26 protein-coding genes are annotated in these 26535 nt (G+C 63.7%); 18 read left to right on the top strand and 8 right to left on the bottom strand.

What is annotated here, in order from left to right:
• Positions 1-19 precede the first annotated feature (19 nt).
• From AC3CB8_RS16030 to AC3CB8_RS15985, 10 genes are all read left to right on the top strand, one after another.
• Positions 20-1312 (top strand): cyclopropane fatty acid synthase, encoded by a 1293-nt coding sequence (locus AC3CB8_RS16030; RefSeq protein WP_023782885.1) that lies wholly within the window; start codon positions 20-22, stop codon positions 1310-1312.
• A gap of 89 nt (positions 1313-1401) precedes the next feature.
• Positions 1402-1725 (top strand): YnfA family protein, encoded by a 324-nt coding sequence (locus tag AC3CB8_RS16025; RefSeq protein WP_352565119.1) that lies wholly within the window; start codon positions 1402-1404, stop codon positions 1723-1725.
• 2 nt (positions 1726-1727) lie between these two features.
• Positions 1728-2693: a small ribosomal subunit Rsm22 family protein gene (locus tag AC3CB8_RS16020; RefSeq protein WP_352546615.1), complete on the top strand. Its 966-nt coding sequence runs from the start codon at positions 1728-1730 to the stop codon at positions 2691-2693.
• Between the two features lie 245 nt (positions 2694-2938).
• On the top strand, positions 2939-4429 hold the full coding sequence (locus tag AC3CB8_RS16015; RefSeq protein WP_023782882.1) for a replicative DNA helicase: 1491 nt from the start codon (positions 2939-2941) through the stop codon (positions 4427-4429).
• Positions 4430-4565: 136 nt separating this feature from the next.
• Positions 4566-5969: a DNA repair protein RadA gene (radA, locus tag AC3CB8_RS16010; protein ID WP_352565117.1), complete on the top strand. Its 1404-nt coding sequence runs from the start codon at positions 4566-4568 to the stop codon at positions 5967-5969.
• A 47-nt stretch (positions 5970-6016) separates the two neighbouring features.
• Entirely contained in the window at positions 6017-6676 is a 660-nt protein-coding gene (locus AC3CB8_RS16005) for a CvpA family protein (protein WP_023773384.1), read from the top strand.
• Between the two features lie 104 nt (positions 6677-6780).
• A complete protein-coding gene (gene purF / locus AC3CB8_RS16000; protein ID WP_023773383.1) occupies positions 6781-8250 on the top strand; it encodes an amidophosphoribosyltransferase in 1470 nt (489 codons plus the stop codon).
• Between the two features lie 48 nt (positions 8251-8298).
• On the top strand, positions 8299-9039 hold the full coding sequence (locus tag AC3CB8_RS15995) for an SDR family NAD(P)-dependent oxidoreductase (protein ID WP_352565115.1): 741 nt from the start codon (positions 8299-8301) through the stop codon (positions 9037-9039).
• 77 nt (positions 9040-9116) lie between these two features.
• Positions 9117-9758 carry a hypothetical protein gene (locus AC3CB8_RS15990; protein ID WP_488377323.1) on the top strand — a complete coding sequence of 214 codons (642 nt, stop codon included), beginning with the start codon at positions 9117-9119 and terminating at the stop codon, positions 9756-9758.
• A gap of 171 nt (positions 9759-9929) precedes the next feature.
• On the top strand, positions 9930-10148 hold the full coding sequence (locus AC3CB8_RS15985; protein ID WP_015318519.1) for a hypothetical protein: 219 nt from the start codon (positions 9930-9932) through the stop codon (positions 10146-10148).
• Positions 10149-10196: 48 nt separating this feature from the next.
• On the opposite strand, the gene AC3CB8_RS15980 is transcribed toward AC3CB8_RS15985, so the two are convergent.
• Entirely contained in the window at positions 10197-10703 is a 507-nt protein-coding gene (locus tag AC3CB8_RS15980) for an OsmC family protein (RefSeq protein WP_352565112.1), read from the bottom strand.
• A 193-nt stretch (positions 10704-10896) separates the two neighbouring features.
• On the opposite strand from AC3CB8_RS15980, the gene AC3CB8_RS15975 reads away from it, so the two are divergent.
• From AC3CB8_RS15975 to AC3CB8_RS15965, 3 genes are all read left to right on the top strand, one after another.
• Entirely contained in the window at positions 10897-12414 is a 1518-nt protein-coding gene (locus AC3CB8_RS15975) for a S10 family peptidase (protein WP_352565110.1), read from the top strand.
• 159 nt (positions 12415-12573) lie between these two features.
• A complete protein-coding gene (gene aguA / locus AC3CB8_RS15970; RefSeq protein ID WP_352565108.1) occupies positions 12574-13680 on the top strand; it encodes an agmatine deiminase in 1107 nt (368 codons plus the stop codon).
• A 69-nt stretch (positions 13681-13749) separates the two neighbouring features.
• Complete coding sequence (locus AC3CB8_RS15965) at positions 13750-14853, top strand: polyamine ABC transporter substrate-binding protein (RefSeq protein WP_352565106.1); 1104 nt, start codon at positions 13750-13752, stop codon at positions 14851-14853.
• A gap of 13 nt (positions 14854-14866) precedes the next feature.
• Here AC3CB8_RS15965 and AC3CB8_RS15960 read toward each other — a convergent pair whose 3' ends face one another.
• From AC3CB8_RS15960 to AC3CB8_RS15950, 3 genes are all read right to left on the bottom strand, one after another.
• Positions 14867-15574: a response regulator transcription factor gene (locus tag AC3CB8_RS15960; protein WP_352565104.1), complete on the bottom strand. Its 708-nt coding sequence runs from the start codon at positions 15572-15574 to the stop codon at positions 14867-14869.
• A gap of 166 nt (positions 15575-15740) precedes the next feature.
• Positions 15741-16577 carry a glutathione S-transferase family protein gene (locus tag AC3CB8_RS15955; protein WP_352565102.1) on the bottom strand — a complete coding sequence of 279 codons (837 nt, stop codon included), beginning with the start codon at positions 16575-16577 and terminating at the stop codon, positions 15741-15743.
• Between the two features lie 26 nt (positions 16578-16603).
• Positions 16604-17185, bottom strand: a complete 582-nt coding sequence (locus tag AC3CB8_RS15950) for a VOC family protein (RefSeq protein ID WP_023773374.1) — start codon at positions 17183-17185, stop codon at positions 16604-16606.
• A 335-nt stretch (positions 17186-17520) separates the two neighbouring features.
• Between AC3CB8_RS15950 and AC3CB8_RS15945 the strand changes: the two genes are divergently transcribed.
• The gene (locus AC3CB8_RS15945; protein ID WP_352565100.1) at positions 17521-18408 is read left to right on the top strand and encodes a DMT family transporter; all 888 of its coding nucleotides are present in this window, start codon (positions 17521-17523) and stop codon (positions 18406-18408) included.
• Between the two features lie 60 nt (positions 18409-18468).
• The gene (locus AC3CB8_RS15940) at positions 18469-19374 is read left to right on the top strand and encodes a DMT family transporter (RefSeq protein WP_352565098.1); all 906 of its coding nucleotides are present in this window, start codon (positions 18469-18471) and stop codon (positions 19372-19374) included.
• 214 nt (positions 19375-19588) lie between these two features.
• Here the strand turns inward: AC3CB8_RS15940 and AC3CB8_RS15935 are convergent, their stop codons facing one another.
• Positions 19589-20452 carry a LysR substrate-binding domain-containing protein gene (locus AC3CB8_RS15935; RefSeq protein ID WP_352565096.1) on the bottom strand — a complete coding sequence of 288 codons (864 nt, stop codon included), beginning with the start codon at positions 20450-20452 and terminating at the stop codon, positions 19589-19591.
• Positions 20453-20564: 112 nt separating this feature from the next.
• On the opposite strand from AC3CB8_RS15935, the gene AC3CB8_RS15930 reads away from it, so the two are divergent.
• Complete coding sequence (locus AC3CB8_RS15930) at positions 20565-20972, top strand: tautomerase family protein (RefSeq protein WP_023782873.1); 408 nt, start codon at positions 20565-20567, stop codon at positions 20970-20972.
• Between the two features lie 102 nt (positions 20973-21074).
• A complete protein-coding gene (locus tag AC3CB8_RS15925) occupies positions 21075-23297 on the top strand; it encodes an AMP-binding protein (RefSeq protein WP_023773369.1) in 2223 nt (740 codons plus the stop codon).
• A gap of 27 nt (positions 23298-23324) precedes the next feature.
• Here AC3CB8_RS15925 and pssA read toward each other — a convergent pair whose 3' ends face one another.
• Together pssA and AC3CB8_RS15915 are read right to left on the bottom strand one after the other, a co-directional pair.
• Positions 23325-24143 carry a CDP-diacylglycerol--serine O-phosphatidyltransferase gene (gene pssA / locus AC3CB8_RS15920; RefSeq protein WP_023773368.1) on the bottom strand — a complete coding sequence of 273 codons (819 nt, stop codon included), beginning with the start codon at positions 24141-24143 and terminating at the stop codon, positions 23325-23327.
• 2 nt (positions 24144-24145) lie between these two features.
• Positions 24146-24844, bottom strand: a complete 699-nt coding sequence (locus tag AC3CB8_RS15915; protein WP_015318533.1) for a phosphatidylserine decarboxylase — start codon at positions 24842-24844, stop codon at positions 24146-24148.
• Between the two features lie 404 nt (positions 24845-25248).
• Here AC3CB8_RS15915 and AC3CB8_RS15910 point away from each other — a divergent pair, with 404 nt between their 5' ends.
• The gene (locus AC3CB8_RS15910) at positions 25249-26115 is read left to right on the top strand and encodes an SMP-30/gluconolactonase/LRE family protein (protein ID WP_031248126.1); all 867 of its coding nucleotides are present in this window, start codon (positions 25249-25251) and stop codon (positions 26113-26115) included.
• Here AC3CB8_RS15910 and AC3CB8_RS15905 read toward each other — a convergent pair.
• The gene (locus AC3CB8_RS15905; RefSeq protein ID WP_023782871.1) at positions 26112-26459 is read right to left on the bottom strand and encodes a hypothetical protein; all 348 of its coding nucleotides are present in this window, start codon (positions 26457-26459) and stop codon (positions 26112-26114) included. The genes AC3CB8_RS15910 and AC3CB8_RS15905 overlap by 4 nt on opposite strands.
• Positions 26460-26535: the final 76 nt, after the last annotated feature.

Genomic DNA, 26535 nt, shown 5'->3' with positions numbered 1-26535 from the left:
CGTGAGGGGACACCGGACCATGAATATTCTGTTGAAGCGCGTTCTCGACCGCCTTGTGCGCACGGGCAGTCTCAAGGTAACCGGGCCGAAAGGCACGACATTCATCTTCGGCGACGGCAGCGGCGAGTTGGTGCACATGCACATCAAGACCCGCCATGCCGAGCGCGCCATCACCTTCGATCCGATGCTGGCGGTGCCTGAATCCTACATGGACGGCGAGCTGGACATTCTGGAAGGCGGCGTGCTCGGACTGATGCGGATTGCCTTCCAGAACATGGGCAGCGGCGGCATCGACGCGACATGGTCGAAAGCCATTGAGGGCCTTCGCCACGCCTTCCGCCGCCTACAGCAGATCAACACCGCCGCGCGCTCGCGCCGCAACGTGCAACGCCACTACGATCTGTCGGGCGAGCTTTACCGGCTCTTCCTCGATGAGGACATGCAGTATTCCTGTGCCTATTTCGAGCAGCCGGACATGACGCTCGACGAGGCGCAGGCCGCAAAGAAACGTCATATCGCCGCCAAGCTCAGGCTGAAGGCCGGCCAGACGGTGCTCGACATCGGCTCTGGCTGGGGCGGGCTCGGCCTCTATCTGGCCAAGGCCTTCGATGTCGACGTGCAGGGCGTGACGCTGTCGACGGAACAGCATGGCGTCGCCACCGACCGGGCCCATGCGCAAGGGCTGGAAAACCACGTCCATTTCGAATTGAAGGACTATCGCGAGCTCAACGAACGCTTCGACCGCATTGTCTCGGTCGGCATGTTCGAGCATGTCGGGGTCAACCATTACCGCACCTTCTTCGACAAGGCGGCAACATTGCTGAAGCCTGATGGCGTCATGCTTTTGCACACGATCGGCCGCTCCGGCGTGCCTTGGGCGACCAGCGCCTTCATCCGCAAGTATATTTTCCCGGGCGGCTACATCCCGGCAATGTCCGAGGTGCTGCCGGCGATCGAAAAGTCCGGCCTCGTGGTCACCGACGTCGAGATCCTGCGGCTCCATTATGCCGACACGCTGAAGCATTGGGGCCAGCGCTTCGCCGCCAACCGGGACACGGCAAAGGCGATCTATGACGAACGTTTCTGCCGCATGTGGGAGTTCTATCTGGCCGCCTCGGAAGCTGCCTTCCGTTGGCAGGACTTGGTGATTTTCCAGTTCCAGATCACCAAGAAGAACGACACGCTGCCGATGACGCGCGACTATATGGGCAAATGCGAGAAGGCGCTGGAGTTGCGTGACATGGGCCGCCGCGAGGCGGCTCCTGTCGAGAAGTCCGCCAAGCCCGCCCGCCGACGCAAGGTGGCGGAATAGGGACAGCGCTGACGGGACGCATTATTGGCGCTTGCCATTGCAGGCTCCTGCCCCGAAAAGGGCCTCGTGATCGTCGCGAGGCCTTTTTCATGACCTATCTCCTCTACACAGCCGCGGCGCTTGCCGAGATCGCCGGCTGCTTTTCGGTGTGGGCGTGGTGGCGGCTGGAGAAGTCGCCGCTCTGGCTGCTGCCTGGCTTTGCCTCTCTGATTGTGTTCGCCTGGCTTGTGGCGTTGGTCGGCACCAATGCGGCCGGCCGCGCCTTTGCCGCGTATGGCGGTATCTACATCGCTGCCTCGCTCGCCTGGTTGTGGCTGGCCGAGGGCGTGCGGCCCGATCGATGGGACCTTGCCGGCGCGGCGCTCTGCATGGCTGGCGCCTCGATCATCCTGCTTGCACCGAGAGGGGCATAGCCGTGGAGCTGCCGGCCGCTCTTCGGCAGGCTGTCGATCGCCTTTTGGAAAAGGTGCCGCTGCCGGACCTGAAACAGGCGGCGAAAACCCTGTCCGACCGCTACCGCGCCGAATTGCGCGACGGTCGGCTGCATATGGCGCAGGACATGGCGGTCAAGGCCTATCTGGCGACGCGGATGCCGGCGACCTACGCCGCGGTCCGCGCCAGCCTCGATGCGCTCGCCGAAGCCCGGCCGGATTTCGCACCCGCGACCTTGCTCGACGTCGGCGCCGGCCCCGGCACCGTGCTTTGGGCCACCAGTGATCTCTGGCCTGAACTGGAACTGGCCACGCTGCTTGAGGCGAGTGCCGCGGTACGCAAGGTCGGTGAGACGCTTGCCGCCGATGCGATCACGGCGCGGACCGTCTGGCGGGCCGGCGATGTCACGACGGACATTGCCGACCTCCAGTCCGCCGACCTCGTCACATGCGCCTATGTGCTGGACGAGATCGCGCCGGCGTCCCTGCCCAAAATGGTCGACCGGCTATGGCAACTCACCAGGGACACGCTGTTGATCGTCGAGCCGGGCACGCCGGCGGGCTGGCTGCGCATTCTAGCTGTACGCGCACAATTGATCGCGGCCGGCGCGCATGTGCTGGCGCCCTGTCCGCACGAGGCGCCCTGCCCGCTCAAACCGCCGGACTGGTGCCACTTTTCCCGCCGCGTCGCCCGCTCGCGCCTGCACCGCCTGGCCAAAGAGGCGGAAGTACCGTGGGAAGATGAGAAATTCATCTATGTCGCCGCTTCGCGCCAGCCGGCTGCCTTCCGCGCCGCGCGGGTCGTCGCGCCGCCGAAATCCGGTTCCGGCAAGGTCGTGCTCAAGCTTTGCGAGGCAAACGGCAGCGCCAGCGAAAGGCTCTTCACCAAGCGCGACGGTGACGCGTTCAAGGTGGCGCGGCGGGCGGATTGGGGCGATGCAATGGCATGAGGATGAAAGAGACGCGACAGCCTTGCAATGCGGTGTCAGCAGCGCTCACTTTCCTGTTTTGTTCTCCTGCGAAAAACGCTAAGCTCGCAACTCTCGATTCGAGTCAATTGCGATTCTTTCCACCGAAAAATTTTGGCTGTGAATCGCGCGTACCAAAGCCGCTTCTTCACGGGCTGTTGCAGATAAGTCAGCACTGACTTGTCCAGTTCTGATATCGACAGACGGGGATTGAAATCGGGGACATCATGGCAGAGGCAGCACGAAAATTCAGCGTGGCGGAGCAACCGCTCTATCGCGAATCGCCCAACAACATCGAGGCCGAGCAGGCGCTGCTTGGCGCTATACTCGTCAACAACGACGCCTTCTACCGGGTGTCCGACTTCCTGAAGTCCGGCCATTTCTACGAACCCCTGCACCGCAAGATCTTCGATGTCGCGGCCGAGCTGATCCGGATGGGCAAGGCGGCGACGCCGATCACGCTCAAGACCTTCCTGCCCGCCGACGAAAAGGTCGGCGACATGACGGTGGCGCAGTATGTGGTGCGGCTGGCGGTGGAAGCCGTCACCGTCGTCAACGCCACCGACTACGGCCGCGCCATTTATGATCTGGCGACGCGCCGGGCGCTGATCACCGTCGGCGAGGACATGGTCAACATCGCTTATGACGCCCCTGTCGACATGTCGCCTTCCGAACAGATCGAGGACGCGGAGCGCCGCCTGTTCGAGCTGGCCGAGACCGGGCGCTATGACGGCGGCTTCGAGAGCTTCACCGACGCGGTCAAGACCGCGGTCGACATGGCCAACGCCGCCTATATGCGTGACGGCGGTCTATCGGGCCTCGCCACCGGCATGCGCGATCTCGACCGCCGCATGGGCGGCCTGCAGTCGTCCGATCTGATCATCATCGCCGGCCGTCCAGGCATGGGCAAGACATCACTCGCCACCAACATCGCCTTCAACATCGCCGAGATGTATGAGCCGGCGCAGCAGGCCGATGGCTCATTCAAGGCGGCCAATGGCGGCGTGGTCGGTTTTTTCTCGCTCGAAATGTCGTCCGAACAGCTCGCAACCCGCATCATTTCCGAACAGACGGAAATCTCGTCCTCCAAGATCCGCCGCGGCGAAATCAGCGAAATGGACTTCGAAAAGCTGGTCGCCTGTTCTCAGACCATGCAGAAGATCCCGCTGTTCATCGACCAGACCGGCGGTATTTCCATTGCCCAGTTGTCTGCCCGTGCGCGTCGTCTGAAGCGCCAGCGCGGCCTAGACCTGATCGTCATCGACTATATTCAGCTGATGCAGGGCTCATCCGCCAAGTCTTCCCAGAACCGCGTGCAGGAAATCACCGAGATCACCACGGGCCTGAAGGCGCTGGCCAAGGAGTTGGCCGTGCCGATCATCGCGCTGTCGCAGCTCTCGCGTCAGGTCGAAAGCCGCGACGACAAGCGCCCGCAGCTCTCCGACCTGCGCGAATCCGGTTCGATCGAGCAGGACGCCGACGTCGTCATGTTCGTCTATCGCGAGGAATATTACCTCAAGAACCGCGAGCCGAAGCTCGGCACCGAGGAATACGTCAAGTGGGAAAACGACATGAACGAGATGCGCGGCAAGGCCGAGGTGATCGTGGCCAAGCAGCGCCATGGGCCGACTGGCTCTGTCACGCTCGCCTTCCACGGCGAATTCACCCGCTTCTCCGATCTCGCGGAAGAGCACCATATCGCTGAAAGGTTTGAGTAGCCTCTTGCCAGCGACCTCGCCAATAGCAACGGCTCTCGACGCTCTGCGCCGCCCTCTGTCCTGCCGGACATCTCCTCTACACGGGGGGAGATTGGCTGTCGCGCGCGGCGCCCGCCGGCGGGCGGGAAGGTAAAGCGTGGTCAAATCCCGCGTCCAGTTCATCTGCCAGAATTGCGGTTCGGTGCATCAGCGCTGGGCCGGCAAATGCGATGCCTGCGGCGAGTGGAACACGCTGGTCGAGGAAGGCACATCTGGCGGCATCGGCTCGGGCCCTGCCAACTCGCGCAACGCCCGCAAGGGCCGCGCGGTGGTGCTGACAACGCTTTCGGGCGATATCGAGGACGCGCCGCGTATCATCTCAGGCATCGGTGAACTCGACCGCGCCACTGGTGGCGGTTTCGTTCGGGGCTCGGCACTTCTGGTCGGCGGCGATCCCGGTATCGGCAAATCGACGCTGCTCACCCAGGCCGCGGCCGCCCTTGCCTCCAAGGGCCATCGCATCGTCTATGTCTCGGGCGAAGAGGCAGTTGCCCAGATCAGGCTGCGTGCGCAGAGGCTCGGCGTCGCCTCGGCCCCGGTTGAACTCGCGGCCGAGACCAATGTCGAGGATATCCTTGCCACGATCGCCGACGGCAAGCGGCCCGATCTGGTCATCCTCGATTCGATCCAGACGCTGTGGACCGACTTGGCCGATTCGGCGCCAGGCACCGTCACACAGGTGCGCGCCGCCGCCCAGGCGATGATCCGCTACGCGAAATCCACGGGTGCCGCCATCGTGCTGGTCGGCCATGTCACCAAGGAAGGCCAGATCGCGGGTCCGCGCGTGGTCGAGCACATGGTTGACGGCGTGCTCTATTTCGAGGGCGAAGGCGGCCACCACTTCCGCATCCTGCGCACGGTGAAGAACCGCTTCGGACCGACCGACGAGATCGGGGTCTTCGAAATGTCGGACAAAGGTCTGCGCGAGGTCTCCAATCCATCCGAGCTTTTCCTTGGCGAACGGCACGCGAAATCGCCGGGAGCAGCGGTTTTCGCCGGCATGGAAGGCACCAGGCCGGTTCTGGTCGAAATCCAGGCACTGGTCGCGGCCTCCTCGCTTGGCACGCCGCGCCGGGCGGTGGTCGGCTGGGACGGCGCGCGGCTGTCGATGATCCTGGCAGTGCTGGAAGCGCATTGCGGTGTCCGTTTCGGGCAGCATGACGTCTACCTCAACGTCGCCGGCGGCTACCGCATCAGCGAGCCGGCAGCCGATCTCGCGGTCGCAGCCGCACTGGTTTCCTCGCTCACTGGTCTTGCCCTCCCCGCCGATTGCGTCTATTTCGGCGAAATCAGCCTTTCGGGCGCGGTGAGGCCGGTGGCGCATGCGCAGCAGCGTCTCAAGGAAGCCGAAAAGCTGGGTTTTGGTAGCGCGGTTCTGCCCTTGGGCAGCGAGGAACTTGCTGGGGGGATCGGGGCCGGCGCTTTCCAACCGGCCGAGCTTGCCGACCTCGTGGCGCGCATAGCCGGCTCACGGCGGGGCCGTGCCGACGATGAAGAATGACGCGGCTCGTCGAGTCGTGAACAAGAGATCGGAGTGGGGCCAAAGACATGCCGATTACGCTGCTTGACGGAATTCTCGTCGGCTTCACCCTGGTCTCGGCGATGCTCGCCATGGTTCGCGGCTTTTCGCGCGAGGTGCTTTCGGTCGTCTCCTGGGCGGCGGCGGCGGCGGCGGCCTTCTTCTTCTACAAACCGGTCCTGCCCTACCTGAAGCCCTATGTCGACAATGAGAAGATCGCCATGGCGGCGGCCGCAGGCGTGGTCTTCATCATCGCGCTGATCGTGGTTTCAGTCATCACCATGAAGCTTGCCGACTGGATCATCGATTCGCGCATCGGCGCCCTCGACCGCACGCTCGGCTTCCTCTACGGCGCCGCGCGCGGCGTCCTGGTCGTCGCGGTGGCGTTGCTGTTCTTCAACTGGCTGGCCGGCGCCAAGGCCCCGGCCTGGGTCACGGAAGCCAAGTCGCGGCCGCTGCTGGAACAGATCGGCGCCAAGCTCGAGAGCCTGCTGCCAGAGGACCCGGAAAACGCCATCCTCAAGAAGCTCAATCCGAATCAGCCGGCCGTCGAGACGCCCGTCGCGCCCGACGCACCGGCGGCGGATGCACCAGCCGGCGGCGACGACGCCAATGCGCCAGCGCCCGATGACAACGACGCCGGTCCTGCCGACAACACCGCCAAGCCGGCGCCAGCGCCCGCCAACTGAGGTCCGAACGCGGCGTCTGACGATCGATCCATGTGAACGATCGCATGCAGTGCGTTGCTTTCGACGCGCGACCGCCTTATATGGCGATTTTAGCGGAGCTTAAGATGGCAGACGCAGACGACGTGCTTTCCGCCGAGGCTGACGATCATTTCCATGACGAGTGCGGCGTGTTCGGCATCTTTGGCCGGCAGGACGCGGCAGCCATCGTCACACTCGGCCTGCATGCGCTGCAGCATCGAGGTCAGGAAGCGGCCGGCATCGTCTCCTATGACGGCACCCAATTCCATGTCGAACGCCATGTCGGCCTGATCGGCGACACCTTCACCAAGCAGCGCGTCATCGACAGCCTGCAAGGCAACCGCGCCATCGGCCATACGCGCTACGCGACCACCGGCGGCGCCGGCATGCGCAACATCCAACCCTTCTTCGCCGAATTGGCCGATGGCGGCTTTGCCGTCGCCCATAACGGCAACCTCACCAACGCCATGACGGTACAGCGCGCGCTGCAGAAACAAGGCGCGATCTTCTCCTCCACCTCCGACACCGAGACGCTTTTGCATCTGGTCGCGACCAGCAAGGAGCGCGACCTCAACTCGCGCTTCATCGACGCGGTGCGCCAGGTCGAGGGCGCCTTCTCGCTGGTGGCGATGACGGCCAAGAAGATGATCGGCTGCCGCGATCCGCTCGGCATCCGCCCGCTGGTGCTGGGCGATCTCGACGGCGCCTGGATCCTGGCCTCCGAGACCTGTGCGCTCGACATCATCGGCGCGCGTTTCGTGCGCGACCTGAAGCCCGGCGAGATGGTCGTCGTCACCTCCAAGGGCATTGAGAGCCTGTTCCCGTTCGAACCGCAGAAGACTCGCTTCTGCATCTTCGAATATGTCTATTTCGCCCGACCCGACTCCTCGGTCGAGGGCCGCAATGTCTATGAGGTGCGCAAGCGCATCGGCGCGGAACTGGCGCAGGAAAATCCGGTCGACGCCGATATCGTCGTACCGGTGCCGGACTCGGGCACGCCGGCGGCAATCGGATTCAGCCAGGCGGCGGGCATTCCCTTCGAACTCGGCATCATCCGCAACCACTATGTCGGCCGCACCTTCATCCAGCCCGGCGATTCGATCCGCCATATGGGCGTCAAGCTCAAGCACAACGCCAATCGCCGCATGATCGAGGGCAAGCGCGTGGTGCTGGTCGACGACAGCATCGTGCGCGGCACCACCAGCCAGAAGATCGTGCAGATGGTGCGGGACGCCGGCGCCAAGGAAGTGCACATGCGCATCGCCTCGCCGCCGACCAGCGCATCATGCTTCTATGGCGTCGACACGCCGGAGAAGTCGAAGCTGCTGGCTTCGCGCATGTCGGTGGAAGAGATGGCCGAGTTCATTCGGGTCGATTCGCTCGGTTTCCTGTCGATCAACGGGCTCTACCGCGCCGTCGGCGAGGCGAGCCGCGACGATGAGCAGCCGCAGTTCTGCGACGCGTGCTTCACCGGCCAGTATCCGACCCGCCTGCTCGACTTCGAAGGCCACGACAATGTGCGCACGCTGTCGCTGCTGGCGACAAGCGGGGCGTAGAATTGCCGGACTGTCATCAGCCTTAGCCAGAGTTCCGGAAGCCATCGCATGACCCTCGACCTTACCGGCCGCGTTGCGGTCGTCACCGGCGCCTCGCGCGGCATTGGCTATTTCATCGCCAGGGAATTGGCTGCCGCCGGCGCGCATGTCATCGCGGTTGCCCGCACCGTCGGCGGGCTGGAAGAACTCGACGACCAGATCAAGGCGGCCGGCGGCCAGGCGACATTGGTGCCGCTTGATCTCGCCGACATGGCCGGCATCGACCGGCTGGGCGGCGCCATCCACGAGCGCTGGGGCAAGCTCGACATCCTCGTCGCCAATGCCGGCGTGCTTGGCGTCATCTCGCCGATCGGCCATGTCGAGGCCAAGACCTTCGAAAAGGTGATGACCATGAACGTCACCTCGACCTGGCGGCTGATCCGCTCGGTCGACCCGCTGCTGCGGCTTTCGGATGCCGGCCGGGCGATTATCCTGTCGTCCAACGTGGCGCATTCGGCGCGCGCCTTCTGGGCGCCTTACGCGGCATCGAAGGCGGCGGTGGAGACCATGATGCGCTCCTGGGCGCATGAGACGCAAAGCCTGCCGCTGCGCGTCAATGCAGCCGATCCCGGCGCCACCCGCACCGCGATGCGCGCGCAAGCCGTGCCCGGTGAGGATCCCGAGACATTGCCGCACCCCTCCGAGATCGCCAAACGCATCGTGCCGCTGGCCAGCCCGGACCTCAAAGAGACCGGGCTGATCTTCCAGGCCAAGCACAACCGCTTCGTCGCCTACCGGCAACCGGAATAAAAGCCGGTTCGAAACGGATTAAAACAGCCTTCGGCTACGTTCTTCCGACGTAGGACATTCGAAACCGGAGGACCGACATGCCAAGACTCGCCATCGTTGCCGCCACCGCCCTTACCACCGCTCTTGGAGCTACGGTCGGTGTGGCCGTTTCCCAAGATGCCAAGATGAGTTTCTTCGTCACCAGCGTCGGCTCCGGCAAGGGGGCCGATCTCGGCGGGCTGAAGGGCGCGGATGCCTATTGCGCGTCGCTGGCGGAAGCCGCCGGCGTCACCGGCAAGACATGGCACGCCTATCTCTCGACCAGCGCGGAGGATGCGCGCGATCGCATCGGCAAGGGTCCCTGGTTCAACGCCAAGGGCACCAAGATCGCCGATGATATCGCCTCGCTGCACGGCGACGCCAACGGCATCACCAAGCAGACCGCGCTGAACGAGAAGGGTGAAACGGTCAACGGCCGCGGCGATACGCCCAACCGGCACGACATGCTGACCGGCTCCAAGCCCGACGGCACCAGGATCGCCGACCAGACCTGCGGCGACTGGACGATGAGCGGCTCCGAAGGGGCGGCGATGATGGGCCATCACGACCGCACCGGTCTCGACAATTCGGCGGCGGCGAAGTCGTGGAATTCCTCGCATGCCTCGCGTGGCGGCTGCAGCCAGGAGGCGCTGAAAGGCACAGGCGGCGACGGCCTGTTCTATTGTTTTGCGACGAACTGAACCATAGTGGAGGGCAACACGCCGGCTAGAAAACCCGACGCATCATCACGCGGCTGTGATCTGAGGCGAGAAGGCCGCTGGGCGGTCATGCTTTCGTCATTTCCGAGGAGTTGTTAGGATCGAACGACTCCTGCAACGAGAGCCCGAGCTGGGCAGAACAAGGAAAACTCCATGGCTACGACCGCAGCATTGGTCTGGTATCTGGTAATCGCCGGCCCGCAGGGCGGCATGGTCGTGCTGCCCAGCACCTTCGACAAGCGCGAACAGTGCACCGCCGCCATCACCGAGTATCAGAAGCAGCCGACACCCGCCGGCTGGTCCGTGCAGTGCGTGCCGAGCGCCTCGCCCTTCACCGACGAAGGCGACGCCGAAGAGCCGGCAGCTCAGTAAGCATCAGGTATTCACAAGGCCCGCGACCGCTGCCGCGGGCCTTGTGATTCATCCCCGCGCGCTCACCGTCAGTTCCGGCTTCTGGTTGATGGTCTGGAACACCACGCAATAGCGCTCGGTCAGCTTCAGCAGCGAATCGATGCGCTCCCGTGGCTCCGCCGTGTCGAGATTGAAATTGAGCCGAATGGCGCGAAAGCCAACCGGCGCATCCTTGGCGACACCAAGCGTGCCGCGAAAATCAAGGTCGCCTTCGGCTTCAACGGTAGCGGCGCCGAGCTTGAATTCGAGCGCCGTCGCCACCGCCTTCAGCGTCACCCCGGCGCACGCCACCAGCGCCTCGAGCAGCATGTCACCGGAGCACAGTTCGAGCCCCGAGCCGCCTGTTGCCGGATGAAGGCCGGCGATTGCCAACGCCCTGCCCGTCTCCACCTTGCAGGCCACCGACTGTTCGTCGATCGAGCCCTTTGCCCTTAGCGTGATCAGTGCTTGCGCGGCGTCGTCGCGGTAGGCCTGCTTCAGCGGCGCCTGCATGGCCTTGAGCTCGGTTGCGTCCATTTTCGTTCCTCCGAGAACGGCTTTCTGCTGTGATAGCATGGTCCTGCGAGACGTGTGAGGCAATCCGAACATGACGACCCCGGCTGTCAGGAACTGGTTTCGGCGGAACAGCACTGGGCGCGTCATCGTCTGTTCCCTTTGACTTCATTCGCCTCGGCCATAGCTATGCGGGAGTCCTTTCCGCGGAGGTCTCATGCGTTCCAAGCTGAAACTCGTCTCCCTTGTCCTCTTCATGCTTGCCGGCTTCGCGCAGCCTCTCCTGGCCGAAACGACGGAGCGGCCGGCACCCGCGGGCGGCGTGCTTTCACTGCTGCCGTCACCTGAGATCACCGACCATTCGATCACGATTGGCGGACGCAGCCTCCAGTATCAAGCAAAGGCCGGCACGCTTCCGCTGCTCTCCGGCAAGGGCGAGGTCACGGCGGAGATCTTCTATGTTGCCTATACGCTGAAGCCACGGGAGAGCGTGGCAACGGAAGCACCGCGGCCAATCACCTTCGTGTTCAACGGCGGCCCGGGCGCCGCTTCAGCCTATCTGCATCTCGGCGCGCTCGGACCGCGCATCGTGGCGACCGGAGCCGGCGGGGAATTCCTCCCCGCGCCGCAAAAGCTCATCGACAATCCCGACAGTTGGCTCGACATGACCGACCTCGTCTTCGTCGACCCGGTGGGAACCGGCTACAGCCGCGAGGCGCCCGGCCAGGATACGCACGACTTCTGGGGCGTCAGCCAGGACGCCAGTTCGATCGGCGCCTTCATCAGGCTCTATCTCGCCCAAAACGGCCGCATGGGATCTCCGCTGTTCCTCGCCGGTGAGAGCTATGGCGGATTCCGGGCGGCACTGCTTGCCAGGACGCTGCAGGAAGACATCGGCATCAGCCCGAGCGGCATCGTGCTGATCTCGCCAGCGCTGGAATTCACCCTGGTGCAGCCCGACGAATTCGAGCCGCTGCATTGGGCTCTCGAACTACCCTCCCTCGCCGCGGTTCGCCTGCGCAGTGAAGGCGTCAACGGCGACACATTGCGGAAAAAGCTCGCCGAGGTCGAGCATTATGCACTTGGCGAGTACCTCAGTGCGCTCACCAGTGGGCTGGAGCAAGGCGGACGGCTGGCGGGCGATCGCGTGGCCGAGATCACCGGCCTGCCTCTCGACCTCGTTCACCGCAACTTCGCCCGCGTTCCGACCTCGCTCTTCGCACGGGAGTTTGGCCGTGCCACGGGCAAGGTGCTCAGCCCTTATGACGGCATGATCGCGACGGCGGACATCGCTCCCGAGAGCGCCCGTATCGCTGGCCCCGATCCGGTGCTGGACCGTAGTGTGCCGGCGCTGACCTCGGCCTTTGTCGCTTACGCGCGCGACGAGCTGAACTTTCGCACCGATGCCAGCTACCGCTTGCTGAACGGCGACATCAGCCACAACTGGGACTATGGGACGAGCGCCTCGCGCCAGGGCTATGCCGGCGTGATGGATGATCTGCAACGGGCGCGGTCCTTGAATCCCGCGCTGGGCGTCGTCATCGTCAACGGCTACACCGATCTCGTCACTCCCTATCTGGCATCGCGTTATCTGGTCAGCCAGATCCCGTCGCTCGCCGGCGCCAGGCCGATCCGCCTCGACGTCGTCGAAGGTGGGCACATGATGTATCTCGAACCCGACGGACGGCGCGCGCTGAAGCAGGCCGCTTCGGAGCTTTACCAGGCAACCCAGTAAACGACAGGACATCGAGCCTCCGGCAACCAGGGCCTGGCGCCGGTGCAGGCCCGGTGGCGGGCGCGGTGATCAAGCTGTCCCAAATGGGACATTGACGGACAAGGCCCCAAAACCGTCTGATCGGGCAAGGCTTCGTCATTCCATTTCCGGCGGTCCACAATGTCACATACGCTCTCGACCACACCGAGGCAGGATGGGTTTCGCGCACCTGGCGAATTCGAGCCCAAATCGGCCTGTTGGCTGATCTGGCCTGAACGACCGGACACCTGGCGGCTGGGCGCCAAGCCCGCGCAGAAGCTGTTCGCCAATGTCGCTGCGGCGATCGCGCAAAGCGAGCCGGTGACGGTGGCGGCGTCCAGCCGCCAGTGGCAAAACGCAAGAGCGCGGTTGCCCAGCCAGGTGCGCGTCGTCGAAATGTCCACCAATGATTCCTGGCTGCGCGACAGTGGCCCTAATTTCGTCGTCAGTGATCGAGGCGAAGTGCGCGGCGTCGATTGGATCTTCAACGCCTATGGCGGTTTCGACGGCGGCCTCTACTCGCCTTGGGATCTCGACGACCTCGTGGCGCGAAAGATCCTCGATATCGAGAGGATGGACCGTTATCGCGCACCGCTGATCGCCGAAGGCGGCGGACTGCAATGCGATGGCCAAGGTACGCTCATCACGACCGAGCAGTGCCTGCTCAATCGCAATCGTAATGGCCATCTCGGAAAGGCGAAGGTGGAAGAACAGCTGGGCGAGTATCTCGGCGTCGACAAAATCATCTGGCTGCCGCGCGGTTTTGCTTTCGACGAGACGGATGGCCATGTCGACGACCTCTGCTGCTTCGTTCGTCCGGGCGTTGTGGCGCTGAGCTGGACCGACGAGCGGGATGATCCGCAATATGAGATCGTACGCGAAGCCGAAGAGGTGCTGCGTTCGACCCGTGACGCGCGTGGCCGTCGCCTGGAGGTTCATCGGCTGCACCATCCCCTGCCGATCGAGATAACGATGGAAGAAAGCGAGAGCGTGGACCGGGTCGATTCGACGTGGGCGCGGCCGACCGGCAACCGGATCGCGGCGAGTTACATCAACTATTATCCGGGCAACAGCGTCGTGGTCGTGCCAGAGTTCGGCTGCGATCTCGACCGGAAGGCAAAGCAACAGCTCGCCACGCTGTTTCCCGACCACAAGATCGTCGGCATCGAGAACTCCCGCGAAATTCTGCTCGGAGGCGGCAATGTCGCCTGTATCACCTTACCCGTTTATGCGCCGCAACGGCGTTGAGCGGCAAGGGTGCCGAAGCGAAATCAGAACGGTGCGCCGCATCGGCCCGCCCGGCAAAAGGAGATACCCATGCGCGCTCTGCTCTTCCCAATCGTGACCGCCGCGCTTGCCTGCGTTATCTGCTTCGGCGTCGCCCGGGCGGACGATGAGAAGGTGGTCAACGTCTACAACTGGTCCGACTACATCGCGCCGGACACGGCTGAGAAATTCGAGAAGGAGACAGGTATCAAGGTCCGCTACGATGTCTATGACGGCAACGAGGTCCTTGAGACGAAACTGCTCACCGGCGGCTCGGGATATGACGTGGTCTATCCCTCGGCCTTTCCGTTCCTGAAGAACCAGGTGAAGGCAGGCGCTTTCCTGAGGCTCGACAGATCGAAGCTTTCAAACCACTCGAAAATCGATCCGCAAGCCTTGTCGCTGATCGCGGGCGCGGATCCGCAGAGCCTGTACGCCGTGCCTTACATGGCCGTCACAGATGGGATCGGCTACAATGTCGCTGCCGTCAAACAACGCATGCCGGATGCGCCGACAGGATCCTTCGCCATGGTCTTCGACGTCGACGTCGTCAAGAAATTCTCCGATTGCGGCGTCGCCATGATCGATGCTCCGGCGGAGATCATTCCTATGGCTATGAACTATCTCCACATCGATCCCAGGTCGACCAGTCCGGACGACCTCGCCAAGGTCGAAGAGCTGATGGGCAAGGTGCGGCCCTATATCCGTTACTTCCACTCGTCGAAATACATCAACGACCTGGCGAATGGCGACATCTGTGTCGTGCTGGGCTGGTCGGGCGACATATTGCAGGCCAAGACCCGTGCGGCGGAATCCGCGAAGAAGCTGGAGATTGCCTATTCCATTCCAAGGGAAGGCACGCTGATAAACTTCGATACGATGGCCGTGCCGAAGGATGCGCCGCATCCGGAGAATGCCCAGGCCTGGATCGATTTCAACTTGCGGCCCGATATCGCAGCGGCCAATTCCAGTTATGTTTCCTATGCCAATGCCATCCCGGAATCCCTGCCGCTGATGGATCAGGCCGTCGCAAAGGATCCCGGCGTTTTCCCGTCCGATGATGTAAAGGCCAAGCTGTTCGTGGTCGAGAACAACGACGCAAAGCTGCTGCGACTGCAAAACCGTATGTGGACACGCGTCGTGACGGGACAGTGAGGCTGGCGAACCGTCAGTTGGGCGAGGCCTTCCAGCCGGCGGCCAGCAACTCGACTTGGGAGTGCACACCGAGCTTGCGGTAGACCTGCTTGATGTGGTTGCGCACGGTGCCGGGTGAAATCGACAGGTTTCGCGAAATCGTCTTGGCGCTGCCACCCTCGATCAGGAGCCGCGCGATCTGCCTTTCCCGGGCGCTGAGTTGCGACCCCGTGGCTTCGATTGCGGAAGCCTTGTCCCGAAGACGGCACAAATGAAGCAGCCTTTGCAGAATGAGCTTTGTCGCGCTGCAAGCAGCGCCGGCCACAGCCAGATCATGCTCGCAAAAACGCGGCGCGCCGTCGCGGCGCAAAAAGGTCACATAGCCGGCGGTCAGTCCGTCAAGGTTGAACACACCGGTTATTTCATCGAAGCTGCCGGAGGGCCCGTAGAATTCGCGATAATACGGCGTGCGCTCGAAGTCGCCTTGGCTGAGAGCCGACAACGGCAGCAGGAAATCCCGTCTGGTGCTGGCGAACCTCTGAAAGAACGGATCCTGGCGATAGACGCGCGCATCATAGTCGCGGTTCCAGCGATCGGGTCCGGCATCGTCGATGGTCAGGGATGTTATGTCGCGACGATAGAAGCCAACATAGACACGATCCGAGCCAAGCAGCACCCTTGCCGCCGCGCTGAAGCGGGCCGACAAGTCTTCGGGCGTTGCCGCCAGGGCCGCGGCGGCCACGCCACCACTCCAGCGTTCAAGCCGGTCGAGAGAAAAATTCGACTGCATCCGCGTCCAGACTAACGCAAGCCCCGCCAACTTCAAGCTGGCGGGGAACCGCGACGTCGCCGGTGAGATCAGTCCCGCGGCCGCTTCCGCAGCTCATCGCCCCATCGACTGGTTGAACTCACGCCTTAGCCTGCGATCTCACATGGGCGATGTAGCCGCGCACGTCGCCGGCCGGACCAGCATAGGCCTTGCCGAGCTTCTTCTCCATCGCCGCCACGTATTCCTTCGCCCATTTGGGCAGGGCGTAGTCGATGACAGCGAGGAATTCGAGCGTCGCCGCAAGACGGATGTCGGCGATCGACGGGTTCTTGCCGCCGATGAACGGCTTGCCGTCGCGGAAGAAGGAGTGGAAGACCTCGAGCGGTTCGGCAATGGCGGCGACCGCGGCCTTCTGCGCTTCCGATTTCCTGTCGGGGTGGGCGTCGCTATGACCGACTTCGCCGGCATATTGCGGGAAGCCGAGCGCGGGATAGGTGGCGCGCGCGACATAGGGATAGAGCGTGCCGATCAGATAGAACATGGCGCTGTCTATCATCGCCCGCTTGGCTGGCGCCTTGGGGTAGAATTTCTCCAGCCCATGCTTGTTGGATAGATATTGCATGATGGCGCAGCTCTCCCACAGCACGCCGCGCGGCAGGCCCTTGTCCTCGATCATCGGCGTCAGGTGGGCCGGATTGCGCGCCATGTATTCGGGCGAGCGCGTGTGCCCCCACGCATCGGTCTCCGCATGGTCGAGTCCGGCGGCGCGGGCAAAGACGCGAACGGTCATGTTGTTGACGCTCGGCTTCAGCATGCTGATGGTCAGCGCCGATTTCCTTGCCGGTTTCGCCTTGGCCTTGGCCGCGGCCTTGCCGGCGGCTGGCTTTGACGCCATCTTGGTCGCCGGTTTTGCGGTCGCTTTTGCCGCTGGTTTGGCGGCCGGTTTCCCTGCGCTCTTCGTCACTGCTTTTGCCACGTGTTCCTCCCTTGCCTGTTCAGCCTTCAGTATGGATTTTTGGGCGCCCGGTCCGCCGACAATGTCGCGCGCGCGCGTTCCACCAGCGCCTGGATCGCATCAGCCAGGTGCACCTCGGCGATGTTGTAGTCGCCACGCGTGACGCGAAGCTTATGCGCCTCCATCAGAACATCGGCATGGGTGAACCCTGCAGGCGGCTCGAAACGATAAGAGGCAAGCTCGATCAGAAGGCCGAGCGGATCCTCGAAATAGATTGAATCCATGAAGCCGCGATCCTTGACGCCACTGTGCTTGATGGCGCGCTCGTCGAGCCGGGCGACAGCCTGCAGGAAAGTGACGCGGGACACCGCAAAGGCGATGTGATGCACGCAGCCCGGGTCGGTCGGGGTTCGGCGCTGCACGGCCGTGCGGGTCTCGTCGGTGAAGATGGTGATCAGCCGGCCGTCGCCCGGATCGAAATAAAGATGGCTTTCGCTCGGCTTGTCGAGATTGGGCTGCTCGAAGATGAAAGGCATGCCCAGCACACCTTCCCAGAAATCGATCGAGGTCTGGCGACCGGCACCCACCAGCGTGATGTGATGGACGCCTTGCGACTGCAGTTTCTGCATCAGCCTTCTCCCCGCAATATCCGCTCTGGCAGAGGCGGCCGTCAAGCCGCGCCTGTACATGCTACATCTGGCATGAGCTGAGCGCCAATTCGCTGTCCGTCCCCCGGCGTTCTGCGCGCCTGCCTTCGTCTTCGGCTTTATGAGATGATGCTAAACCAATCGGCCGTGCCGCGCCAGAAGCCGCATCCGGGACAAGCTGCATTTCGCGCCACTGCCGCCTGCCCCAAAAGCAAGCGCGGTGCTGGAGCAGCGCCGTGCGGGATTTCGCCCGTATAGCTGGCAGGTGCGGAGCCGACAGGGGCTGGGGCCGCCTTCACTCAAGCAGGCGCACGCCTATGGCCGATATCGCCATTCTCGATACACGCGAAAGGGTCTTCGCCGGAATCCTGCTGACGGGCGCCGCCTATTTGCTGTTTTCGACACAGGACGCCTCGATCAAACTGCTGGTCACCAGCATGACCGTCTGGCAGATCATGTTCTTCCGCAGCATCACCATTCTTGGCGCCTGCGCGGTGATCGGCGGGCGGCCGCTGTTCGCCGACACGGTGCGTTCGCCGATCGTGCGGCCGATGCTGGTGCGCAGCGCCTTCACGCTCGCCGCCTGGCTCTGTTACTACAATGCCGCGCGCAGCCTGCAACTCGCCGAACTGACCACCGTCTATTACGCGGCTCCGATCATCGTCACTGTGCTATCGGTGGTCCTGCTCGGCGAAAAGGTGCCCCTTCTGCGCTGGCTGGCCGTTCTGGTCGGCTTTGCCGGCGTCTTTGTCGCCTGCGATCCCACCCATCTTGGCCTGTCCGCGCCCGTGTTGCTGGTACTGACGGCGGCTTTCCTGTGGGGCATCGCCATCGTGCTTCTGCGCAAGACGGCGCTTGCCGAGCGCTCGACGATCCAGCTCCTCCTCAACAATTTCTATTTCCTGGTTTTTTCGGCGGTGCCGGCGCTGTTGTGGTGGCATACGCCGGACCCGGCACAATTGCTGCTTCTTGCCAGCGTCGGTGCGCTCGGCGGCCTCGCGCAATACCTTCTCTTCGAGGGCATGAAGCGCACGCCGGCATCGATCCTGGCGCCACTCGAATACACCTCACTATTGTGGGCGTTCGCGCTCGGCTTCGCGATCTCGGGCGACGTGCCGCGCCGCGAGGTCTTTCTGGGTGCCGCGCTTATTGTCGCCGCTGGCCTGCTGATCGTCGGCGGTGAACATTTCCGCAAGCGGCTTTGACGTGGATGGCCATTACTCACGACACCACGATGTCAGGACGAGGCAAGGTAGGCTGCCAACATGACTGAGATCACGGCCAGCGCGGAAACCATCGAACGCACGCTGGGTATCCTGCTGGTCTCATCCTCGGCAGCTGTATTCGGGCTGACCGGCGTGCTGACCAAGTCGATCCATGCCGATCCGCTGACTATCACCTGCTGGCGTGGCTTTGTCGGCGCGATCCTGATCAGCCTCTACGTATTGTGGCGCCGCCGCCGTGCCGGCAACCGTGAACCGCTTCGGCTTGGCTGGCGCGGCTGGCTGCTGGCCGTCGAAGGCGCACTGGCCAGCATCGCCTTCATTTCCGCTTTCAAGTTCACTTTTGTCGCCAATGTCGCGGTCATCTACGCGACGTCGCCCTTCATTGCCGCCGTACTGGCCTGGATGCTGGTGCGCGAGCCGTTCCGGCTGCAGACGATGGTGGCGGCGGCGGTGTCGCTGTGCGGGGTCGCCATCATGGTGTGGTCGGGTTTTGCCACTGGCAATTTGTTCGGCGACGGGCTGGCGCTGCTGATGACGGCCGGCAGCGCGCTGTACATGATCATGGTTCGCGCATTCCGTGACACGCCCGTGGTGTGGGCCGGCGCGGTTTCGGCGTTCCTGCTGTTTATACTCGGATGGTTCGTCACCGATCCCCTGGCGGTCTCATCAAGGGACGCTATCCTGCTTGCCACCTTCGGCGCGTCCTTCGCGCTGGCTTCCATCCTGTGGACGGAAGGCTCGCGGCTGATCCCGGCGCCTGAATCCGGCCTGCTCGGTTCGGCGGAAGTGCCGTTCGCGATCCTGTTTGCATTTCTGTTCCTGGCCGAAATCCCGCCTATGGCCAGCATGGTCGGCGGTGCCATCGTGCTCGGCGCCGTCTTTGCCCATGCCGGCCGCGACTGGCTGAAGGCACGCTCCCGGCAAGCGTCTTCAAATATTTCGTAAAAAATTTTCCAAGTCACGGAACCATCACCCTGCTCAGACATTGTTGATGCGACGGGCCACCCCCCCAAGTCCCCCAAACCCCTCGGCCCGTCCTACTCCAAGCCGACCGCAAGGTCGGCTTTTTCTTTGCAACGGCTTTTTGTTCGCATAGACCGGCCGACCGCAAGTCGGTTTCCGCGCCCTAGACCGGCGGCGGAGCTTCACGCCTCGTCAATTAACCAAGCGGTCCGGACAAAGCGAGGCTTCCGCCGAGCAATGTCGCCAGATCGCCCGCGGACGCATCGGCACCGGCGCGCAGCCGGATCGCGAACTCAGCCGTCGGAGCCGGCGGCAAGCCAAGTTCGCGGGGCGCTTCGACGATGCCGGAATGGGCAAAGCGCGGGGTTCGCAAGGTCAGCGCAACACCGGCATTTACCGCAGTGCGCAGCCCGGCCAGGCTGGCGCTGCCGGCAGCGATGCGATAGGGGCGGCCGGCGGCGTCGAGCGCGGCGAGCGCCGCCTCGCGAAACCCGCAATAGGGGTCGAGCAGCGCCAGCGGCACTTCTTCCTGCCGCGAGGCCAGTCCCTTGTTGGAACAGAGCCATATCATCGGCTCGCGCAACACGCCGACCTCGTCCGGCACGGCAGCCTGGCGCATGACGATCGCCAGATCGAGGCTGCCAGCTTGTAACGCCTGCGCCAGTTCGGCGGAGCGGCCGACACGCAGTTCGGTCCTGACGCGGGGATGGCTGGAGGCGAAGGCACGCAGCAGGTCCGGCAGGCCGCTATCGGCGAAATCCTGTGTCGTGCCGATGGCGACGCGCCCGGCAGCCCGTGCTCCCTTCAGCGCCAGCCAAGCCTCGCGATGCACGGCAAGAATACGCCTGGCGTGCCCGACAAGATCCTCGCCCGCCGGCGTCAGGCCGCGCCCCCTGCCCCGCGGCGCCAGAAGTGGCTCACCGACCACCTCTTCCAAGCGCTGCATCTGCGCCGTCACCGCCGAGGGTGAGCGGCCGACATTGGCCGCCGCCTGCGCCAGCGAACCGCTGTCGACGAAAGCAAGGAAGGTTCTAAGCAGGTCGGGATCGAGCGTTTCCATAATTCGACTTTATCGAATCATCAGTTGAAAACAATTCAGTTTTTTTGATCAACAGATGGTGGCATGGTCTTTTCAACGGCGACCACGCCGCTACAAACCAAGGAGAAGAAAAATGCCAATCATCAATGTCAGGGTCACCGGCAAGCCTGACGCCACCTTGTCAGCCAGCATCGCTAAGGAAATAACCGAGATCACCGCCACGCAGTTGCGCAAGGATCCGACGATCACCGCCGTTGCCGTGTCCTATCTCGATCCGCAGCACTGGTTCGCCGGCGGCAAGTCGCTCGCCGAGCACGGCACCAACACGTTCTGGCTCGACATCAAGGTGGTCGACGGCACTAACACAAAGCTCGAACTGGAGGCCTATCTCAAGGCGATCTTCGACGCCTTTGGCCGCCTGCTAGGCGGCGTGCACCAGGAGAGCTATGCTTTCGTGCATGAGGTTCCGGCAGCGGCCTATGGCTACGGCGGCAAGACGCAGGAGTTCCGTTTCATCAGCGGGCGGCTGAACGCGGCGTAAGGGCGCCCCTTCCGCATTGACCTTGCCTCGACTTCCGCTAGGCTCTGCCCCGAAGCGGTCGCACAAGAGCCGCAATGACAAAATCGTTGGGAGAGACGCGGCATGATCCTGACACTGGCGCTGCTTGCGGGTCTGGTTGTGGCCTGGTTGCTGATCGGCGTGATAGAAAAATTCCGCCTGGGCCTGCGCTTCACCCAGGCGCTGCTCTACGCACCGTTCAAGCTCGCCTACCGGACCAGCGACAATCGCATCAAGATCGCTCGCAAGGCGCAGGTGCCGGTCATCTATGTCATCTCGCACCAGTCGCGCTTCGAGCCGGCGATGATGCTGTCGCTGCTGCCCGACGACACGCTGCATATACTCGACGGGGTCTCGGCCCGTTCGCCTTGGCTCGAACCCTGGCGCGAACTCGGCCGCACCATTGCCTTCAACGCCGAACATGTCTTCGTCAGCCGCCGACTGGTGCGCGTGCTGAAGGGCAAGGGCCGGCTGGCCGTTTATCTGCCGGACGCGGTCGAGCCCGACGTCAAGACGTTTCGGCTGTTTCGCGCGGTCACCCGCATCGCCATGCAGGCCGACGCCCGCATCGTGCCGATCTTCGTCGCCGGCGCCCGCAACCTGCCGGTGTCGCTGACGCCGGCGGACAAGGCACCGCGTCACTGGTTTCCACGGCTGTCGGTCAGTGTCCTGGAGCCGATGACGATCGCCGAACTGGTGGCGCGCAATCCGGACCAGGCTTCCAACACCAATGCGCTGTTCGACCGCGTCGCGGAGGCCCGGCTTTTTGGCACCGACCTCGACCGCGGCCTGTTCCTGGCCATGCGCGACGCCGCAACCAGAGTCGGCGCTTCGCGTCCGATCATCGAGGACGTCATTTCCGGGGCGCTGAGCTACCGCAAGATGTTCATCGGCGCGCGGGTGCTGGGCAGGCGCTTCGAGGCGGTGACGGCGCCGGGCGAAGCTGTGGGGGTGATGCTGCCCAACGCCAACGGCGTCGTGCTGTCGCTCGTCGGCCTGCTCTCGGCGGGCCGTGTGGCGGCGATGATCAACTACACGGCCGGGCCGGCAAGCGTCACCGCGGCTGTCCGCACCGCTGTCATCCGCACCGTTGTCTCTTCACGTGCCTTCGTCGAGAAGGCCGATCTCGCCGATATCGTCGCCGCGGTCGAAAAGGGCGGCGCCAGGCTGCTGTGGTTGGAAGATGTACGCGAAAGCGTCACCACGCTGGACAAGCTTGCAGCCGCCTTGCTGTGGCGCCTGGCGCTGCAGCGGCAGGACGCGGCCAAGCCCGGCGTGATCCTGTTCACCTCCGGCTCCGAAGGTACGCCGAAGGCCGTTGTTCTGTCTCAAAAGAACCTCCTCGCCAATGCCATGCAGGCCGAGGCGCGGATCACCATTTCGCCGGCGGACATCCTGCTCAACGTGCTGCCGGTGTTCCATTCGTTCGGCCTGACAGGCGGCACCATCCTGCCGCTTGTCACCGGGGTAAAGCTGTTCCTCTATCCCTCGCCTCTCCACTACAAGCTCATCCCCGAGATCGCGCGCAAGGTGAAACCGACCATCATGTTCGGCACCGACACGTTCCTCGCCAACTATGCGCGCACCGCCAAGGACGGGGATTTCTCCAGTCTGCGCTTCGTCGTCGCCGGCGCCGAGGCGGTGAAGCCGGATACTCGCCGCGTCTATCGCGAACGCTTCCAGGCCGAGATCATCGAGGGCTTCGGACTGACCGAGGCGGCGCCCGTGGTTGCCGTCAACACCGCGATCCACGGCCGCGACGGCACGGTCGGCCGGCTTCTGCCGGCCATTCGCATGAAACTGGAGCCGGTCGAAGGGATCAACGATGCCGGCCAGTTGTGGCTCGACGGGCCTAACATGATGATGGGCTACATGACCGCGGACCGCCCCGGCGAGCTACAGCCGCTGACCGGCTGGCACGACACCGGCGATATCGTCGCCGTCGACCGCGAAGGCTTCATCAGCATTCGCGGTCGCGCCAAGCGCTTCGCCAAGATCGCTGGCGAGATGGTGTCGCTGGGCGCGGTCGAGATGCTGGTGCAGTCGCTTTGGCCGGAAGAACGCCATGCGGCGGTGGCGGTGCCGGACAAGAGGCGGGGCGAGCGCATCGTGCTGGTCACCACCGCCGACGATGCCAGTGCCGAGGAGTTGCGACAGTTCGGCAAAAAGGCTGGCGCGGCCGAACTGATGGTGCCCAACGACATCGTCAAGGTCGAGGAGATCCCGGTACTCGGCTCCGGCAAGACCGACTATGTCTCGACGCGCAAGCTGGCGATCGACCGGCTTGGGCTTGGCGTGGCTGCCTAAGTCGGATCAGGGACTTCGGCCGACTTTCTAACCTATGTCCGAAGGCGGCACCTTCTCGCCTTCCAGCTTGGCACGCTTGGAGTAGGCGCGCACGCTGAATGGGAGAAAGACCAGGTAGCCCGCGACCGATGCCGTCAGCGTGTACCAGGGATAGGTCATCAGCAAGAGAATGTAGAGGACGACGGCGAGGATGATCGGCAGCACCCTGTCCCCGGGAATCTTGACGCTCTTGCCTGAATAGACCGGCAAGCGGCTTACCAGCAGGAAGGCCACCAGGATGGTGAAGCCGGTTGCGACGAAGGCGGCCGGACGGCTAGGCTCCAGCCCAAGCCGCAGGAAATAGAGATAAAGCGGCAGCATGACCAGCACGGCGCCTGCAGGCGCCGGCACACCGACGAAATATTCACTCTGCCATATGGGACGTTCGGCCTTCTCGTCGTCGAGCACGTTGAAGCGGGCAAGCCTGAGCCCGCAAGCGATGGCGAACAGAAGCGCCGCGATCCAGCCCGGCGAGCCGGCTCTATCGAGCAGGAAGGCATAGAGCACCAATGCCGGCGCGACGCCGAAATTGACGATGTCGGCCAGCGAATCCATCTGCGCGCCGAATTTGGACGTCGCCTTCAGCATGCGCGCAAGGCGCCCGTCTATTCCGTCGAGGAAGGCGGCGAGCAGCACCATCACCACCGCGGTCTCAAAACGGTTTTCGAAGGCGAAGCGGATGCCGGACAGGCCGGCGCAGATGGCAAGCACGGTGACCAGGTTGGGCAGCACCATGCGCATCGGTATCTCGCGGATACGCGGACCGCCGCTGGCATGGGCCTCGAATTTTTTATACTGCGTGCCCACCGTCAGGAAATCCGCACGAGGGGCGTGCCGGCGACACCGCCGAATTCGGCGAGCACGGTTTCGCCGCCGACCGCCGTCTGGCCAACGGCAACGCGCGGCGTGGCTGTCAAGGGCAGGAACACGTCGACGCGCGAGCCGAAACGGATCAGGCCGAAACGCTCGCCGGTGCCGATCGAAGCGCCGGCCTCGGTCCAGCAGACAATGCGGCGCGCCACCAGGCCGGCGATCTGGACTGCGGCCACCGTGCCGTTGGGGCTCTCTATGACAAGGCCGTTGCGCTCGTTTTCCGTGCTCGCCTTGTCCAGTTCTGCATTGAGAAATTTTCCCGGCCGATGTTCGATCCTGGCGATGCGGCCGCGCACCGGAGAGCGGTTCACGTGGCAGGAAAAGACGTTCATGAACACGGAGATGCGGGTCATCTCGACATTGCCGAGGCCAAGCTCGCGCGGTGGCACGGCAGGTCCCACCGCCGAGACGATGCCATCGGCGGGGCTTACCACCAGGCGGTCGTCAACAGGCGTGACGCGCTCGGGGTCACGGAAGAAATAAACGCACCAGGCGGTCAGGATCAGGCCGATCCAGAACAGGATCGAGGAGAAATAGCCGAGGAAAAGCGTCGCCGCGCCAAACGCCGCGATGAAGGGGTAGCCTTCGCGATGGATCGGTACGAACGCGTTCTTGACCGTGTCGACAAGGCTCATGGGCTGGGGGCGGTCCCTGTTTCAGGTCCGGCCTCAATAGCCGAAACACCCCCTGCCCGCAACGCGACAATCGCCGGCGCGGATGAACAGGCACGGATCGCCTATGACCGGGGATGGCCGGATGCTCGGTGTTCGTGAAGTCGAGACCGAATTGCATGCCTGTGCCATAGCTGCCGAAGCTGTCCTTTGACTGCGCCGGGCCGCCAGAAAGGCCGAGAAACCTATCTGCGCCGACGCCGCCCTCGCGCAGACCGGCACCTTCGGCGTCAACGTGAGCCGATGGAGCGCTCTTCCCGCACGAAAATACACCGGCCCGCTGTCGGGAGACTTTCATCTCGCCCGTCCTTGGGGAGAAGCGCCTCATCGCCAAGGGCCGATGACGCGCGCAACGGAGGCTCCTGATCATGCGAACACCATCCGCCAACAAACCGCATATCGTCACGGAAGGCCTCGCCTTCGGCGAATCGCCGCGCTGGCATGACGGGCGCCTGTGGGTCTGCAATTGGGGAACCGGCGAGATTATTGCCGTCAATGCGCACGGGGGCAGCGAGGTCATGCTCACGGTTTCGGCTGTCCTGCCCTACTCCATCGACTGGCTGCCGGATGGTCGTCTGCTGGTTGTCTCAGGCCGCGAGGGCTTGCTCTTGCGGCAGGATGCCGATGGCTCGCTGGTCACCCACGCCGATCTGGGTGGCTTGTCGAAAAGCCCATGGAACGAGATCGTCGTCGATGGGCGCGGCAACATCTACGTCAATGGCGGCGGGCCGGCGCCGGCGGCCGGCCAGCATTTCGGTCCCGGCACCATCGTGCTGGTCACACCGGATGGCGCGATCAGGCAAGTGGCGGACACTATCGCCTTCGCCAACGGCATGGCGTTGACACCGGACAACGAGACGCTGATCATTGCCGAATCCCATGCCAGCCGGCTGACCGCGTTTGACATTGCCGCCGACGGTTCCTTGTCCAACAGACGCATTTGGGCCGAGCTCGACGGATATCCCGACGGCATCTGCCTCGATGCCGACGGGGCGGTCTGGTATGCCGATGTTCCCAACAAGCACTGCGTGCGGGTGCGCGAAGGCGGTGACGTCTTGCAGACCGTCACCGCCGATCGCGGCTGCTTTGCCTGCATGCTGGGCGGTGCGAACAGGAAAACGCTGTTCATCACCGCCGCCGAGTGGCGCGGCTTCGAGCATATGACAAGCGACGCCCGCACCGGCCAGGTGCTCGGCATCGAAGCGCCGGCGCCGGGCGTGGGCTGGCCTGGCTAGAGTCCGGCCACGCGCTGATAATTGGCGATATCAGCTCGCACTCCGAGCCGGGCGATCGTCTCCTGCGGGTTGAAGGCCATGCGCTCGTGCGCCGCCCTGACGATCGGCACCACATTGTCGACGGCAGCCTGGCTTTCCCATTCGACGATCGTGACGAGGTTGAACTCGCCCGGTCCTGAGAATTGCTCGAGCAGAAAGTCCTGGACGAAGCCTTGCTGCAGACGCAGCAACTCATGCGTCATCTTCACCTTTGCGAGGATCTCGTCGCGGGCATTGGCAGGCACCACGAACTTGTCGACCCTGAACACGCTGCCGCCGCTAACATCCTGATTCGTAGTGCTCATATCCATTTGATTCCGTCCTCGACGATGCTGTTTTGCGGCTCTCGGGCGACGGTCTACAATCTCAACCCAAGTTGAG

It is taken from the genome of Mesorhizobium sp. P160927, from assembly GCF_057766385.1.
The sequence above is the reverse complement of the archived record's forward strand: the minus strand, read 5'-3'. Positions and strand labels throughout refer to the sequence as shown.

What these genes read in the sequence shown, in the direction of transcription:
- AC3CB8_RS16030 (WP_023782885.1), top strand. Translation starts at nt 20, where the DNA reads ATGAATATTCTGTTGAAGCGCGTTCTCGACCGCCTTGTGCGCACGGGC.
- AC3CB8_RS16025 (WP_352565119.1), top strand. Translation starts at nt 1,402, where the DNA reads ATGACCTATCTCCTCTACACAGCCGCGGCGCTTGCCGAGATCGCCGGC.
- AC3CB8_RS16015 (WP_023782882.1), top strand. Translation starts at nt 2,939, where the DNA reads ATGGCAGAGGCAGCACGAAAATTCAGCGTGGCGGAGCAACCGCTCTAT.
- AC3CB8_RS16005 (WP_023773384.1), top strand. Translation starts at nt 6,017, where the DNA reads ATGCCGATTACGCTGCTTGACGGAATTCTCGTCGGCTTCACCCTGGTC.
- purF (WP_023773383.1), top strand. Translation starts at nt 6,781, where the DNA reads ATGGCAGACGCAGACGACGTGCTTTCCGCCGAGGCTGACGATCATTTC.
- AC3CB8_RS15995 (WP_352565115.1), top strand. Translation starts at nt 8,299, where the DNA reads ATGACCCTCGACCTTACCGGCCGCGTTGCGGTCGTCACCGGCGCCTCG.
- AC3CB8_RS15990 (WP_488377323.1), top strand. Translation starts at nt 9,117, where the DNA reads ATGCCAAGACTCGCCATCGTTGCCGCCACCGCCCTTACCACCGCTCTT.
- AC3CB8_RS15985 (WP_015318519.1), top strand. Translation starts at nt 9,930, where the DNA reads ATGGCTACGACCGCAGCATTGGTCTGGTATCTGGTAATCGCCGGCCCG.
- AC3CB8_RS15980 (WP_352565112.1), bottom strand. Translation starts at nt 10,703, where the DNA reads ATGGACGCAACCGAGCTCAAGGCCATGCAGGCGCCGCTGAAGCAGGCC.
- AC3CB8_RS15975 (WP_352565110.1), top strand. Translation starts at nt 10,897, where the DNA reads ATGCGTTCCAAGCTGAAACTCGTCTCCCTTGTCCTCTTCATGCTTGCC.
- aguA (WP_352565108.1), top strand. Translation starts at nt 12,574, where the DNA reads ATGTCACATACGCTCTCGACCACACCGAGGCAGGATGGGTTTCGCGCA.
- AC3CB8_RS15965 (WP_352565106.1), top strand. Translation starts at nt 13,750, where the DNA reads ATGCGCGCTCTGCTCTTCCCAATCGTGACCGCCGCGCTTGCCTGCGTT.
- AC3CB8_RS15950 (WP_023773374.1), bottom strand. Translation starts at nt 17,185, where the DNA reads ATGCAGAAACTGCAGTCGCAAGGCGTCCATCACATCACGCTGGTGGGT.
- AC3CB8_RS15945 (WP_352565100.1), top strand. Translation starts at nt 17,521, where the DNA reads ATGGCCGATATCGCCATTCTCGATACACGCGAAAGGGTCTTCGCCGGA.
- AC3CB8_RS15940 (WP_352565098.1), top strand. Translation starts at nt 18,469, where the DNA reads ATGACTGAGATCACGGCCAGCGCGGAAACCATCGAACGCACGCTGGGT.
- AC3CB8_RS15935 (WP_352565096.1), bottom strand. Translation starts at nt 20,452, where the DNA reads ATGGAAACGCTCGATCCCGACCTGCTTAGAACCTTCCTTGCTTTCGTC.
- AC3CB8_RS15930 (WP_023782873.1), top strand. Translation starts at nt 20,565, where the DNA reads ATGCCAATCATCAATGTCAGGGTCACCGGCAAGCCTGACGCCACCTTG.
- AC3CB8_RS15925 (WP_023773369.1), top strand. Translation starts at nt 21,075, where the DNA reads ATGATCCTGACACTGGCGCTGCTTGCGGGTCTGGTTGTGGCCTGGTTG.
- AC3CB8_RS15915 (WP_015318533.1), bottom strand. Translation starts at nt 24,844, where the DNA reads ATGAGCCTTGTCGACACGGTCAAGAACGCGTTCGTACCGATCCATCGC.
- AC3CB8_RS15910 (WP_031248126.1), top strand. Translation starts at nt 25,249, where the DNA reads ATGCGAACACCATCCGCCAACAAACCGCATATCGTCACGGAAGGCCTC.
- AC3CB8_RS15905 (WP_023782871.1), bottom strand. Translation starts at nt 26,459, where the DNA reads ATGAGCACTACGAATCAGGATGTTAGCGGCGGCAGCGTGTTCAGGGTC.